Source organism: Paenibacillus sp. 10L310, assembly GCF_056395745.1.
This window is the reverse complement of record NZ_JBFTKC010000003.1, coordinates 178,197-193,208: the sequence shown is the minus strand read 5'-3', so window position 1 is coordinate 193,208 and position 15,012 is coordinate 178,197. Positions and strand designations below refer to the sequence as shown.

The 15,012-nt window shown below is 41.7% G+C and carries 13 protein-coding genes; 11 read left to right on the top strand and 2 right to left on the bottom strand.

What is annotated here, in order from left to right:
* Nucleotides 1–83 precede the first annotated feature (83 nt).
* The 3 genes from AC1DE7_RS09850 (at nt 84) to AC1DE7_RS09840 (ending at nt 3,381) form a co-directional block, all read left to right on the top strand.
* Nucleotides 84–839, top strand: a complete 756-nt coding sequence (locus AC1DE7_RS09850; RefSeq protein ID WP_477534246.1) for an adenosine deaminase — start codon at nt 84–86, stop codon at nt 837–839.
* Nucleotides 840–1,101: 262 nt separating this feature from the next.
* The gene (locus AC1DE7_RS09845; RefSeq protein WP_477534245.1) at nt 1,102–1,278 is read left to right on the top strand and encodes a hypothetical protein; all 177 of its coding nucleotides are present in this window, start codon (nt 1,102–1,104) and stop codon (nt 1,276–1,278) included.
* An 801-nt stretch (nt 1,279–2,079) separates the two neighbouring features.
* A complete protein-coding gene (locus AC1DE7_RS09840) occupies nt 2,080–3,381 on the top strand; it encodes an aldehyde dehydrogenase (protein ID WP_477534244.1) in 1,302 nt (433 codons plus the stop codon).
* A gap of 104 nt (nt 3,382–3,485) precedes the next feature.
* On the opposite strand, the gene lexA is transcribed toward AC1DE7_RS09840, so the two are convergent.
* A complete protein-coding gene (lexA, locus tag AC1DE7_RS09835) occupies nt 3,486–4,112 on the bottom strand; it encodes a transcriptional repressor LexA (RefSeq protein WP_017688034.1) in 627 nt (208 codons plus the stop codon).
* 297 nt (nt 4,113–4,409) lie between these two features.
* Between lexA and AC1DE7_RS09830 the strand changes: the two genes are divergently transcribed.
* The 5 genes from AC1DE7_RS09830 (at nt 4,410) to AC1DE7_RS09810 (ending at nt 8,184) form a co-directional block, all read left to right on the top strand.
* On the top strand, nt 4,410–4,787 hold the full coding sequence (locus AC1DE7_RS09830) for a LysM peptidoglycan-binding domain-containing protein (RefSeq protein WP_127547640.1): 378 nt from the start codon (nt 4,410–4,412) through the stop codon (nt 4,785–4,787).
* Between the two features lie 95 nt (nt 4,788–4,882).
* Nucleotides 4,883–5,092 (top strand): DUF896 domain-containing protein, encoded by a 210-nt coding sequence (locus AC1DE7_RS09825; RefSeq protein WP_017688036.1) that lies wholly within the window; start codon nt 4,883–4,885, stop codon nt 5,090–5,092.
* A gap of 125 nt (nt 5,093–5,217) precedes the next feature.
* Nucleotides 5,218–5,727 carry a hypothetical protein gene (locus AC1DE7_RS09820; RefSeq protein WP_017688037.1) on the top strand — a complete coding sequence of 170 codons (510 nt, stop codon included), beginning with the start codon at nt 5,218–5,220 and terminating at the stop codon, nt 5,725–5,727.
* 28 nt (nt 5,728–5,755) lie between these two features.
* Nucleotides 5,756–6,547: an HAD family hydrolase gene (locus tag AC1DE7_RS09815; protein WP_477534243.1), complete on the top strand. Its 792-nt coding sequence runs from the start codon at nt 5,756–5,758 to the stop codon at nt 6,545–6,547.
* A gap of 596 nt (nt 6,548–7,143) precedes the next feature.
* The gene (locus AC1DE7_RS09810; RefSeq protein WP_477534242.1) at nt 7,144–8,184 is read left to right on the top strand and encodes a cysteine peptidase family C39 domain-containing protein; all 1,041 of its coding nucleotides are present in this window, start codon (nt 7,144–7,146) and stop codon (nt 8,182–8,184) included.
* A 479-nt stretch (nt 8,185–8,663) separates the two neighbouring features.
* On the opposite strand, the gene AC1DE7_RS09805 is transcribed toward AC1DE7_RS09810, so the two are convergent.
* Nucleotides 8,664–9,209 carry a cupin domain-containing protein gene (locus tag AC1DE7_RS09805; RefSeq protein ID WP_036613600.1) on the bottom strand — a complete coding sequence of 182 codons (546 nt, stop codon included), beginning with the start codon at nt 9,207–9,209 and terminating at the stop codon, nt 8,664–8,666.
* Between the two features lie 179 nt (nt 9,210–9,388).
* Between AC1DE7_RS09805 and metH the strand changes: the two genes are divergently transcribed.
* The 3 genes from metH (at nt 9,389) to AC1DE7_RS09790 (ending at nt 15,011) form a co-directional block, all read left to right on the top strand.
* Nucleotides 9,389–12,829 carry a methionine synthase gene (gene metH / locus AC1DE7_RS09800; protein ID WP_339282967.1) on the top strand — a complete coding sequence of 1,147 codons (3,441 nt, stop codon included), beginning with the start codon at nt 9,389–9,391 and terminating at the stop codon, nt 12,827–12,829.
* A gap of 77 nt (nt 12,830–12,906) precedes the next feature.
* A complete protein-coding gene (rnz, locus tag AC1DE7_RS09795) occupies nt 12,907–13,845 on the top strand; it encodes a ribonuclease Z (RefSeq protein ID WP_017688042.1) in 939 nt (312 codons plus the stop codon).
* A gap of 356 nt (nt 13,846–14,201) precedes the next feature.
* Nucleotides 14,202–15,011: a TIGR01457 family HAD-type hydrolase gene (locus tag AC1DE7_RS09790; protein WP_074095490.1), complete on the top strand. Its 810-nt coding sequence runs from the start codon at nt 14,202–14,204 to the stop codon at nt 15,009–15,011.
* Nucleotide 15,012 lies beyond the last annotated feature (1 nt).

Genomic DNA, 15,012 nt, shown 5'->3' with positions numbered 1-15,012 from the left:
TTTGTTTGATTACGTAATCAAATTCGATTTTTTTAGAAAAAAGAAAGATTAGAATTGAATGGATTACTAAAATGATACAAACAATGAAAATTGCTAAAACATTTTTAGCCGGAGTCATGCTTTCTACATCTATCTCAATTCCAGCATTCGCTCAAGATCAGGCAAATTCTTTACCAGCACTTCAAGTGGAAAATAGCCTTTTAGAACTAGTCGAAAGTACAACCGATAATTCCATCACTTTTAAAGACGGTTCTACATTAATTCAATATGACAGCTATTATATTGCAACAGATTTAAATAGTAAAGATGAGTTAAAAATTACAAAAGTTGATGAGACTAAAGTAAAGTATGAAAATCTCCAAACTGGCGAAGTGAATTATGCTACAAACGAAATAAAACCTATTCACGAAGATCTCAGTTTCTCGCCACAAGCATTAGCAGACGGTTATGTATATAAAGGCAAAGTAGAAAATTCCACAGAGATAATATATGCAACTGCTTCTGCAATAGCAGGTATACTTGCTTCCTTTATAGGAGGACCTGTAGGTGGTAGAATAGCGGGCATACTTGTAAGCATCGGTGGTTATTATCTTTCTAAGGATGCACCCAGAGCCTATTGGGTAACAAAAACATATACTAGAGATGTTAAGCATAGTGATTTTAATGCGACTTTATTCATCAGGAAAGACCATCATTATTACAAATATCATGATTATACCGGTTTTATTGATACCGCTTCGACAATCCAGACTTGCCAACCTTTTGGTTGTGATCCAGTAAACGAGTATAATTCTTTTATGTTGTGGGATAGAAAAAGCCGATTAAAGTCGCTATTATAGCGGCTTTTTTTTGTTTTATTCGTACAAGTTCATTTTTCGATTACCGATTAGATAAATATTTAACTACTTAACAGAAACTAAATAAATTGTTAGAGTGGTCTTACGAAAAAGCAAAGCTCAACCGATAAAGCAATTGATGCTTTAATCCGTTGGCAAAATATTAAAGGAGTAACAAGCAGGTTTCTAACTGGCGTAGGTGTTGTTGTCACTCTTCCAGTAGCTAAACCAGCTGATTAATGTACGTGCAAATACGAGTGCTCACATGCGTGGTTATAATCCAAAAGATGATGAAGTTAAAACGTTGGTTTTTTCGTGTCTTACCAGACAAGCTGCTACAGATATTTTGAAGGCTGGTATAAAACCGGGCAGTATACCTGTAAAGAATGCGATTAAAAAGATTTCAAACGTAGCAATTAAGACTATAAATCATGTTTGGTGAAAAAGGTATTATGTTTTCTTTCCAAATAAGTGTAGCCCAGCTGAATTAGACTTAAAAATAGTTTTAAGATAACGGACAGGATAGTGTAATTATTACGCGAATTATCCTAGGGAGTTGCATAAAGAAGGAAAAACGTATCTAGAAAAATAAAAAAACTTCTTAGTGAGACTGGTGGAAAGTGTGCAACCCGGGATGTTTAAGAATAGAGCCTGTTGATTACCATCAAATCAAGGTATGGGCAATTCATAAAAAACACGAAACTAGGCACATGATTGCGTGGAAAACTTAAAATAACTGATGATGAGTTATATAGATGGAAGCAGATAAAAGGGTCACCAAAGAAGCCTATGTTTGTCTGTAACCATGGCTTACTTTTAACATGATGCATTCGTTCACCAATAGATAATCGTAAAGCTCTCTTTTCATTAATGAAAGGGGAGTTTTTTATATGTGGTAACTAAACATTTCTATTTTAAGAAATGTATCAATTCATGTTAGTAACAGCGCAAAAACCATTGTCATTTATCTAGTAACCCATTAAAGAGAAACTGAAATTAGAATTCTTTCTTACAGTGCATCAAACTGTCGGAAGCAAAAAATCTAAATTAAGCTTCCTTAGAAATTCTAATAGCCACTACATAGTAGCAAGTACTAGCTTTCACTCTATAAAAATTCCAACCATCGTTCAAATACATACAATATGGATGTTTCAACTGTATGTTGAAAGTTTCATATAGAAGAGGTATACTTTAATTAAATTTTGAGCAATTTAATTTTAAATAATTAATTGGAGATGTTAATATGGATCAGGCAAAACAACTGGTGACAGAACAACGTACATTTTTTTATACAGGACAAACTAAAAATATCGAATATCGGATTAATGCGCTTCAACAGCTTAGAAAGGGAATTGAAAAGTATCAGCAACGGATTCAAGATGCACTTCGGGCAGATTTGAACAAATCAGAGGCGGAAGCTTACGGTTCCGAGATTCGCATTGTTCTGGGTGAACTGGATTTTGCATTAGAACATCTGCAGGAATGGGCTGCACCAAAACAAGTCCCAACCAATTCGGTTATGCCGGATGGGGTGAGCACCATTTACCCTGAACCATACGGAGTGGCTCTTATTATTGCACCTTGGAACTATCCTTTCCAACTGGCCTTTGGTCCACTGATTGGAGCAATTGCAGCCGGTAACTGTGTAGTTATCAAGCCTTCTGAATTAACACCAGCGGTATCTCGTCTGACATATGATCTGATTCAGGAAATCTTCCCTCAGGAGTATATCGCCGTTATGGAAGGGGAAGTTGAAGCCAGTACAGCATTGTTGAAAGAGAAGTTTGATTATATTTTCTTCACAGGAAGCACAGGTGTTGGTCGCATTGTTATGAAGGCAGCTGCGGAGCATTTGACTCCTGTAACCCTGGAGCTAGGGGGCAAGAGTCCTGCTATTGTCCATAACGATGCAGAACTGAAGCTGGTGGCCCAGCGTATTGTTCGTGGTAAGTTCCTGAATGCAGGCCAAACTTGCGTTGCTCCGGATTATTTGCTTGTAAATGAACAAGTTCATGACGAATTGATCAATCTGATTGGCGCAGAGATCAAAGATAAATTTGGGGACGATGTGTTACAGAACGCTGATTTCCCGCATATTGTTAACTCGCGTAACTTTGATCGGTTGTCGAAATTCCTAACAGATGGCAAAACGCTGATTGGTGGACGTTCTGTACGAGAGCAGTTGCTCATTGAGCCGACTGTACTTGGAGATGTGAACTGGGAATCAGCTGTCATGCAAGATGAGATCTTCGGTCCGATTCTTCCTGTATTTACGTACAGTGACCTGAATCCTATGCTAGATGAGATTGTTCGCCGGCCAAAACCATTGGCGCTATATCTCTTCACACAGGATGAGCAGCTGCAGGATCAGGTTCTGAATCAAGTATCCTTCGGTGGGGGATGTATTAATGACACACTTTCTCATATGACTTCACACTACCTCCCGTTTGGTGGTGTAGGAGAGAGCGGTATGGGCTCATATCACGGACAACAGAGCTTTGATGTGTTCTCGCATCACAAGAGTGTTCTGAGACGCAGTGAATAATTAGCCGCTAAAATAACATAAACAAGAAAAAAGAGGTTGTCCTGTTGATCAGGACAACCTCTTTCGTATTTCATTACATCTAGTTTTGTTACTCAAGTTAAATATTAATGAATATCTCGGAAAAGGCCAATGACTTTACCCAGAATACTAACATGTTTCAAACGTAAAGGTTCGAAGGTCGCATTCTCCGGTTGAAGGCGAATATGATCTTTCTCTTTATAGAACGTTTTCACTGTAGCTTCATCGTCTTCAGTCATTGCAACGACGATATCACCGTTATCAGCAGTTTGCTGTTGACGGACAATAACGTAATCTCCATTAACGATTCCAGCTTCCACCATACTATCTCCCACTACTGAAAGCATAAACACTTTTTGTTCGCCTACATAATGTGTAGGAAGAGGGAAGTAGTCTTCAATGTTCTCGGTTGCAGTGATTGGAACCCCGGCTGTAACCTTACCAACAACAGGAATACGTGCAACGCTATGAGCAAATTGATGAGAATGCTCAGATTCTTCCTGGCTCAAAAGCTCAATGGCTCTTGGCTTGGTAGGGTCGCGTCGGATCAAACCTTTTTTCTCCAAACGATCCAAATGTCCATGTACTGTTGAGCTGGAAGCCAGTCCAACCGCTTCACCAATTTCCCGTACGGAAGGAGGATACCCCTTCAACCGGACTTCATTTCGTATAAACTCCAGAATAGCCTGCTGCCTGCTGGATATCTTCGACATACCGTATCAACCCCATTTTAGTAACGTTTGGGAAAATTATAACATAGAACCTCCGTTCGTACAAACATAAGTTCTAAATAAAATAGCATTAAATCAGTGTTTTTTAACTTATAGAACAGAAATTGTTCAAAAGTCAGAGCATAATATTGCAAATGCTTTGCAAATGTACTTGAAATAAGATATTGCTCCTTCTAAAAAAGAAGCGAACAATTGTTCTGAAAATCTATTGAACAAAACAAGTGTTCGTGTTATATTGATTTCAACAGATAGGAACAAACGTTTGGAGGCGGGTATTTAATGAGATATTCTACTTATCAAAGCATTTATGAACCAATGAATTCGGAACTGGTGAAGTCTAACATAGGGAAATACAAGAAGGTTTTAGCGCGTTTCAAGATTTCTTCATGGATGTTAAAGGTAGCCATTACCTCTTTGATTATATTTATTGGATGTAGCACTGTTTTAACTGTATTTGCCGGCAATGAGAATGATGTTCTGCCTGGAGGAAAGATAGCTGTTTCACAAGGGGAAACATTATGGAGTATTTCTTTGGAACATAAACCGACGAATATGGATACACGTATTTATATAGAAGCAATTAAGAAAGTGAATCAACTTCATACAACTTCCATCCAAGTGGGACAAGTACTAGCTCTACCGCAATTTGCAGAATAAAATGCACATCAATAAGTGTTAGCGCGTGTCAGCTTGACAAGCAGCCTTTATAATGGCAAAGTTAATATGACTTTGTATTTTTGGAGGGGACAAGCTTGGATATAGATAGTCTGGTAGCACGCATTAACGAATTGGCTCGTAAGCAAAAGTCCACTGGATTGTCGGAGGAAGAACTTGCTGAACGTGCCGAGCTAAGAGAGATTTATTTGAGTAATATTCGCAGCAATTTCAGACAACAACTGGATACCATTGAGATTGTTGATGATGAGAATGACAAAGGCCACCAAGGCAAACTCAAACACTAACGAAACCTAATGATATCATTATGATATTTAGGTTTCTTCCTGTTATTTTGAGTGTGCAATTTATAGGGGGAAATGTTGGTTTGCAATTATGTAAGCCGATACAAAGACACATAAGGGGGATTCTCATGTCGCGTTCGTTCGAGAGAACGGTTAAGAAAAATTCCAAGCAGTTAAATCAGCAACGCAAAAAAAGTGGTCAACCAATCACAGGTACACCAGGTGAAGAAGTCTTTAAGGGACGCAGCTTGTTGTTCCCAATATTTTTGATCGGTCTCGCCTTTTTGTATCTGTTTATGAGCACATTCCTTGTGCAAGCTCCAATGACAACTTGGGACTGGGTGACCATGCTGCTTTACGTATTTTTGGCAGTCATCTTCATGCTTCGCCGTCCATACATCAAGATTAGCAGTAATCGGATTATAACGACGAAGGGTAATCGTGAACGTTCAATTGGGGTTGACGATATCGTCAAATTCAGAATTGAACCAGGTACAGTTGTTATCGAACATAACAGTCGCGGGAAAAGATGGGTGTTTACCAAGTTATTGAACCGTTACGATACAGATGCGATTGCAGAACGTTTGCTGAAATTTGCGAAAGCACACCAGATCACCGTGGAAACCGTCGAAAAGTAATTATTGCATAAAGGGGTAGATGATCGGAATGGCGTTAAAAGCGATTTTGTTCGACCTAGATGATACTTTATTATGGGATGAGCGTAGTGTTCGAGAAGCTTTTCATGAGACTTGTCTAATCGCAGCGCAAGAGACTGGGGTCAAACCAGAAGAACTTGAAGAAGCTGTTCGTAATGAGGCACGTGGGCTGTATGAATCATATGAAACCTTTCCTTTTACCAAAATGATTGGAATCAATCCGTTTGAAGGCCTTTGGGCTAACTTTACTGGTGGGGATCAACCTGAGTTCCGTCAGTTGGAACAGCTTGCTCCAGTTTACCGTAAAGAATCCTGGCGTCGTGGCTTGTTGAAGTTGGGTATAGATCAGGAAGATCTTGCTGAACAACTGGCTGCGCAGTTTGGAGTAGAACGGAGATCTCGACCACATGTATACGAAGAAACGATGGATACCTTGCGTCAGTTACAAGGCAAGTACAAACTGTTGTTGTTAACGAACGGTTGTCCTGCTTTGCAACAAGAGAAGTTGGATGGTGTACCTGAATTGACTCCTTTCTTTGATGAGATTATTATCTCGGGTAACTTCGGAAAAGGAAAACCAGATCCGTCGATATTTGAACATGCTTTGAGTAAACTGGGTGTTAAACCCGAAGAGAGCATGATGGTTGGAGACAAGTTAACGACTGATATTCGTGGTGCTTTATCATCTGGCATCCAATCCGTATGGATTAACCGTGAGCATAAGAACAACAATGAAGCGTATGCGCCAGACCATGAAATCAAGCATTTGTCTGAATTAACAGGTCTAATTGCTAATTTCTGAACCCACTTGTGATTTCACTAAATCAAATATAACATGAAGCATTGCGGCTATTTGGACGGTATTATCGTTCACATAGCTGACAATGCTTTTTTGTTTTTAGGGTGGTTTAGCGGGTACGATGACCGAAATGAATATTACATCTATTTATTATTTATTATGGTAAAATTTATTGAAATTGTATAGGGGGTCAATTAAAATATAGTTGATATACTAGTGCCGCGGCCATATCAAATTTAAGGTAGAGATGTTTTAACAAATTTCTAACCGCAATTATAGTAAATTGCCAGTCATTCAAATGTCTACTGTGCTTTATTATGTATGTATTCCTAATGGGATACCATAATACTGCAATTCTTGAATGGAGGGAATTCGAAGTGGAATACCTACCTTTTCACTGATCTGTGCCTCCCGAGCTCGCTCGAATTAATAGATCACAGAGGACGCAAATGCTTGGGGTGTAAAACGGCTCACGAATTCCTTTTCGCTCATCTGTCACCCTGGGCTTGACAATCCGTCATAAAGAAAAATGAAATTTAATCCTTTTAATGGATTATAGGAATCCAAATAGTTACTAAGCCCACCCAAAGGAGACTCTTATGGATAAAATCATCTCTCTTACTGATTTTCAATATTTCAAAGGTATGAAAAAAATGTTCCCACATAGCAATCATCCCTTCCTAAATTGCAGCCATAATTCTCTAATGACAATTGCCGACTATTTCAAAAAGGATAAGTTTTCTATAGTTAATAATTTCACCACGATATACAGATTTGATAAAGATAAACTAGGAAGTACCGGTTATTTCAAACTGGATATTTTGAACTTTAAGAGGCTAGATCAAGTAATGGATGAAATGTGTATTTCAATGAATTTTACTTCACCACATATAGATTCGTTACAATCAGAAATCATTAGTTCGCTTTCAAAAGGAAACCCAGTTTCCCTTGTTATTGATTTATATTATCAAAGAGGCCGTGAGTTTTATTTTAACAAAAAGCATGGTCTACATCCCATTTTAGTTTACGGCTTTAATTTAACAACCAATGAGGTCTATATTGTTGATGATATAACGGAGTATAAGAAGTACGTTGTACCGTTTACGGAAATCAAAAAAGCTTGTATGAGTGAAGAAATCAAGCCAGATGAGCCTTATTTTATTGAATTTATAAACAATGTTAATTATCATCATGAGAGAGACCCTAAGGAAATGTTGCACGAAAGTATCAAACGTCTTAAAGATAATATGCTGAACCATCAGGACGAAATAATTGAAGGGATACAAAGTATATCATTATTGGCTGATTTTTACGGAGATAGTATAACTAACGAAGATATTATAGAAACTTTAAGTAGCACCATCTATAGAAAGTGTTCGGAAAAGTTTAGATTAGTCGCTCTTTATGAACAACTTAATCCAGATCTTATCCATACAACAAAAGAAGAAATTGATTTAATAATTAATGAAATTATTATGGATTGGACAAATATTAGGGCAATTACGACCAAGGCTATCTTCTCACAAAACATTAATAGCGACACAGTTCGTAAATGCGTCCAGTTAATTAGACATTTACATGACAAAGAAATAAAGTTCATAAAGCAATTTTATAATCTACTTAATATTTTAGCCATCTAGAGGAGCTTTCTCTGGCATAACTTCTGGAGCTATGAGGCATCGCAGTCGTAATTTTTCATCCGTATCACGTCAACCAAAGCAAGGGAGTTGAAGAATCTATAAACGAGCTTAGGTTCTAAACGAGCATGCAACTACTTGAAGCGGGCAAAACTTATATTGGAGTCTCAGCGGTCTTACATCGTCTAATATCGAGTTGATGATTCTTTTGGAGTAATATGAGTTGTTTGCTGTTTGCCAAGTAACTTGAAGATAGTATGCTGGAAGTAGGCAAATGTTCAAATTCCAGGCACGAAAGAAATGCTAACCTAGTGAGAAGTAAAGATCACGGAAAAAATGAAAACGGGACGAAGTAAGATAGATCTCTGCTTCGTCCCGTTTTCAACTTATGAGAGTTGTTTCACTAAACCGATCGATTTAAAGGTCAGTTCGTTAGGTCTTTGGGTCAGGGGCCATGAAAGACCTGAACACATCTTGAAGGGTCAGGCGTTCTTGATAAAAGTAGGATCAGGGTATGGATCTGCAATCCAGCCATCTTTTTCGATGAACAGACGTACAGCAATAATTTGTTTGTTCTCCATTAAAGTGAAGAAGTGCGGTGTATTCTCAGGTACAGAGATAACGTCTCCAGGAGACAGTTCTACATTAAAGTAGCCCACATCATCTGTAGCTTTGATAACAAAGATTCCTTTACCAGCAACAATTGCACGGATCTCATCTTCAGCGTGGGTGTGAATTTCTTCGAACTTGGCGAGCTTTTCTTCGATATCTGGTGTTTGTTCGGACAGCGTGATGACATCCCAGATCTGGTACCCGCGACGTGCAGCCAAATCTCTGATTTCATAATCGTAAGTTTCCAAAACCTCGGTTTTCTGTTCATCAGTTAATCCAAAGTTATTTTGCAGATCAGTGTTCAGTTTGGAAGCGTCCCACTTCTCATATAATACTTCGTATTTGTTTAAGAAATTTCGAACATTTTCGTCACCAGTGATGCGTTCGTTCGTATTTCGGATAACAATTTCAGCCATGTTCTTTCCCTCTTTTCCACTTGGTTTAATTGAATTATATCGGATTGCTTTGTTTTTGTCGATTCTCAAATTCCGTTCATATTCGTGCAAACCCGCCATCTTTCGGGACCAAACCCGATCTTTCACATTAAGTTAGTTTCTGTTAAACTAAGATCTAACGTTTTGCGGGGGTGAAGATATTGGATAAGATTAGTCTACACGATGCATTAAAACAACGAATATTAATCCTCGACGGTGCAATGGGGACCATGATTCAACAAGTTGATCTGACTGGCGAAGATTTTGGCGGCGAAGATCTGGATGGATGTAATGAAATGTTAGTGCTTACTCGTCCAGAACTGATCCAGCGCATTCATGAAGAATATCTGGAGGCGGGCGCCGATTTAATTGAAACCAATACATTTGGTGCCACATCCGTTGTGCTTGCTGAGTACGATATTCAGGATCGGGCACGCGAGATCAACCTGGAAGCAGCCAGAATTGCGAAAGCTGCGGTTGATCGTTTCTCTACACCTGAATCTCCACGTTATGTGGTAGGTGCGATGGGACCAACAACCAAAACACTGTCTGTAACTGGGGGCGTAACGTTCCAGGAACTTATCGACAGTTATTTGGAGCAAGCGCTTGCTTTAATAGAGGGAGGCGTTGATGCGCTACTACTCGAAACCTCACAGGACACCCTCAATGTAAAAGCAGGCAGCATTGGAATTCAGCAGGCCTTCGAACAGAGTGGTGTTACACTGCCCCTGATGATATCAGGAACGATAGAACCGATGGGAACGACCCTTGCAGGTCAGAACATCGAATCCTTTTATATATCCTTAGAACACCTTAACCCAATTTCGGTAGGACTAAACTGTGCTACGGGTCCAGAGTTCATGCGTGATCACATTCGCTCACTTTCCGCGATGGCATCGGTTGCCGTTAGTTGTTACCCGAACGCGGGTCTTCCGGATGAGAATGGTAATTACCATGAGTCACCTGACTCGCTTGCTCAGAAGATTGGTGCTTTTGCCGAACAGGGCTGGTTGAATATCGCTGGTGGATGTTGCGGGACAACCCCTGCACATATTCGGGCGATGCGCGATACACTTGCCCAGTACCCCCCAAGAGAAATGAACGGAACACATCCACCGGCATTGTCTGGTATAGAACCGATCTACATCGAACAGGACAATCGCCCATATATGGTCGGAGAGCGTACGAATGTGCTGGGATCACGGAAATTCAAACGCCTCATTGTAGAAGGCAAATATGAAGAAGCCTCGGAAATTGCACGTGCTCAAGTGAAAAATGGAGCGCACATTGTCGATGTGTGTGTACAAGACCCAGACCGCGAAGAGTCTGAAGACATGGTGAAGTTCCTTGAATTGGTTGTAAAAAAAGTGAAGGTTCCTCTCATGATCGATACAACTGATGCTTCAGTAATTGATCTGGCCCTCCAGTACTCACAAGGTAAAGCGATAATTAACTCCATTAACCTTGAGGATGGCGAAGAGAAATTTGAGCTGATCACACCGTTACTTCATAAATATGGTGGTGCAGTTGTTGTCGGAACGATTGACGAACGGGGTCAGGCGATTAGTCGGGAAGACAAGCTTGACGTAGCCAAGCGCTCTTACGATTTGCTGGTGAACAAATATGGACTCAAACCAGAAGACCTGATTTTTGATACTTTGGTGTTCCCGGTAGGTACGGGAGATGAACAGTACATCGGTTCAGCCAAAGAAACCATTGAAGGTATAAGAGTGATTAAGGAAGCGATGCCAGAATGTCATACGATCCTAGGGATCAGTAACATTTCATTTGGACTGCCTGAAGCGGGCCGTGAGGTGCTGAACTCAGTATTCTTATATGAATGTACCAAAGCAGGTCTTGACTATGCGATCGTGAACACAGAGAAACTGGAGCGTTATGCCTCCATTCCTGAAGAAGAACGCAGACTCTCCGAAGAGCTTTTATATAACACGAATGATGACACTCTGGCGGCGTTTGTAGCGGCGTTCCGTAACAAGAAGGTTGAGAAGAAGGAAAAAATCTCGAACCTTTCATTAGAAGAGCGTCTCGCTTCATATGTAGTCGAAGGAAGTAAAGAAGGATTGCTGCCAGATCTCGAACAGGCACTTGCAAAATATACAGCACTTCAAGTGATTAACGGTCCACTGATGCGTGGGATGGAGGAAGTAGGTCGTCTCTTTAACAACAATGAGTTGATTGTAGCTGAGGTGTTGCAGAGTGCGGAGGTTATGAAGGCTTCTGTAGCATATCTGGAGCAATTCATGGAGAAGAACGAGACTTCGGTTAAAGGCAAGATCATTCTGGCCACGGTCAAGGGCGATGTGCATGACATCGGTAAGAACCTGGTTGAGATCATCCTTTCCAATAACGGTTACCGAATCATTAATTTGGGTATAAAAGTACCACCTGAACGTATCATTGAGGCATACCGAGAAGAAAAAGTCGATGCGATCGGTCTCTCGGGTCTATTGGTAAAATCAGCGCAACAGATGATTCTTACCGCTCAGGATTTGCGAACAGCAGGTATTGATGTGCCTATTATGGTTGGCGGAGCGGCGCTAACACGCAAATTCACCAAAAATCGTATCCGTCCTGAATATAACGGAATGGTTGTATATGCCAAAGATGCGATGGATGGTCTGGATCTGGCGAACAAATTGATGAATCCTGTTTCACGTGAAGTGATGCAACTGGAGATGGAAGCTGAGAAAGAAGCTGATGCTTCAGGTGCTGTAGCTGTTCAGGCTCTTCCAGAGCTTACGCGAGTGGAGCGTTCGGATATTGCTGTAGATCATCCGGTTCTTGTCCCGCCTGATCTGGATCGGCATACGATGCGTAACTATCCTTTATCACATATCCTGCCATACGTGAACATGCAGATGTTGCTTGGACATCATCTGGGGTTGCGCGGCTCAGTAGAACAACTGCTTGCTTCAGGTGATAAGAAGGCTACCGACCTGAAAGCAGTCGTGGATGATATCATGCAAGAGGCTGTTCGTGACGGGATTATTCAGGCGCATGCCATGTATCGTTTCTTCCCGGCTCAGTCCAGTGGTAACAGCGTCATTATCTATGATCCAAAGGACACCAGTAATATTTTGCATACATTTACGTTCCCACGTCAAAAAGTCGAGCCGTTCCTATGCCTGTCCGACTTCCTGAAACCTGTTGAATCCGGTCAGATGGATTACGTTGGTTTCATGGTAGTTACTGCCGGACACGGTGTGCGTGAACTATCCACGGCGTGGAAAGATCAAGGGGATTATCTTCGCTCGCATGCTCTGCAATCCGTAGCGCTCGAAGTAGCAGAGGGATTAGCTGAGCGTGTGCATCATATGATGAGAGATATCTGGGGATTCCCGGACTCTGCCCAGATGACCATGAAGCAACGTCATGGTGCACGCTATCAAGGGATAAGAGTATCTTTTGGATATCCGGCTTGTCCGGATCTGGAAGACCAAGGGCCGCTGTTCAAGTTACTACAGCCTGAGGATATCGGTGTAGAATTGACGGAAGGTTTCATGATGGAACCTGAAGCTTCCGTATCAGCGATGGTATTCAGCCATCCGCAAGCTAAGTATTTTAATGTAGAGAAGGCATAAATTCAGTAGAGTGTCAGGCAAAGCCCTCCGCATTGTCGGAGGTTTTTTGCTGGCAACAGAAAGAGGTGCGATCCAGAATGGAACTATATTTCCTGGGAACTAATGCTGGTGTACCTACGCTTCAACGGAATGTAACTTCCATTGGGCTACGCATGTTGGATGAGCGCAGAGCTTTGTGGTTGTTTGACTGCGGGGAAGGGACGCAGCACCAGATTTTAAGTTCTCCGCTTAAACTGAGCAAATTGGAGAAAATATTCATTACACATCTGCATGGTGATCATGTATTTGGACTTCCAGGACTGCTTTCGAGCAGAGCCTATCAAGGTGGCACCACACCATTAACCGTATATGGTCCGCCAGGTACGGAACGAATGATCAGTACAACAATGGAGCTGAGCCAATCCCGGGTTAACTATGATTTGAATATCGTGGAACATACGGGCGGCGTCCTGTTCGAGGATGACAGTTTTATCGTGGAAGCTGCTTTGCTTGAGCATCGGATTGACAGTTATGGATACCGGATTACCGAAAAAGATCGTCCAGGAAGCCTGGATCCAGCCAAACTGGCGGAATATGGTCTGAAACCAGGCCCATTGTTCGGCCGACTGAAACGTGGAGAAACCATTACGTTGGATAACGGTGATTCGCTTCGTCCAGAAGATGTATTGGGAGCGCCCAAGCGTGGTATGGTGATCACCATATTGGGTGATACACGTCCATGTGACAACGTACAGCCACTTTCCATAAATGCAGATGTACTTGTACATGAAGCTACATTCATGCATGATCTGGCCGATACAGCGCATGAGTACTATCATAGTACTTCTAAACAAGCGGCAGAAGCGGCTAGAGCAGCCAATGTAGGGCAACTAATCATGACTCACTTCAGTTCACGCTATAAGGATGAGGATCAACTTCAGCCACTTTTGGAAGAGGCGCAGTCCGTATTCCCGAATACCAGACTTGCAAACGAACACCAGCTTATTCCTGTCGTGCATCGCAAGCAAGAATCTTAACCCTGATTGCGAACCAGTGCACGGCTAAACACGTCATATAAAGATCCGGGTAATTGCACGGGACTGAGGGTGAGGAACTCCCGCGGTCCCTTTTGCAATCTGGTCAGAAAGCGTGTAGGATGGGCAATATGAAGAGGGAAATGATTCAAATTATTTTCCGGGAAAGCGCAGGAAATGACAAGCTTGTACAGAAGACGCGCGAGTTAAACCGTCGGTGTTCGATCCGGTTCGACTTGTTGCGTGCATATGCCAGCAAGCCATTATTTTTTGCCTGAATACATAGGTTCGCTGTCAAGTTCGAGGTAATTGATTAAGGACATGAAACGTTAATGGAATGAAGAAAGGAAGTGCTGTGTGTGATTAAGGCCTATCTGATTGACTTGGATGGTACGCTCTATCATGGCAGACATCGTATCGAAGGAGCCGATCAGCTTATTCGAACACTGCAAGAGCTAGGAAAGCCGTATTTATTCGTAACAAATAATTCTTCCCGTACACCACAAGGTGTGGCAGATCATCTGAACGGGATGGGCATACCTGCCGACGCGTCTCAAGTATGTACTTCTGCTGTGGCGGCTGCTGAATATGTTGCTGAAGAGTCCCCGGGTGCAAAAGTGGCATGTATTGGAGAAGCAGGACTGCTGGAAGCCATAGAAGAAGCAGGACTACAGCTGACGGAAGATTTACCAGATTACGTGATACAGGGGATTGATCGTGAATTTTCCTATCATAAACTGACCAAGGCGCTAAGGTGGATTAATGCGGGATCAAAATTCATCATGACCAACCCGGATCTGCAGCTTCCTTCCGATGATGGACTGACACCTGGGGCGGGAACTATTGGAGCAGCAATTGAAGCAGCAACCGGAGTTCATCCTACCGTTATTGGCAAGCCATCGAGTGTTATAATGAAGTCAGCCATTAGCCGGCTAAACCTGGCGTCTCATGAAGTGGCAGTGATCGGAGATAATATGCGAACCGATATTGCAGCTGGAGTGGCAGCAGGGTGTGAGACGCTGTTGGTACTTACCGGTGTGACAACACGGGATAATATGGATGGACACATTCAAGCAGCGAAGGCTCGACCTGATCATGTGTTTGAAGATTTGCATAAATTGATGGAGTGGCTGTCGCAAGAGGCAGACCAAGCTTCCAAAAAGGGGTAAT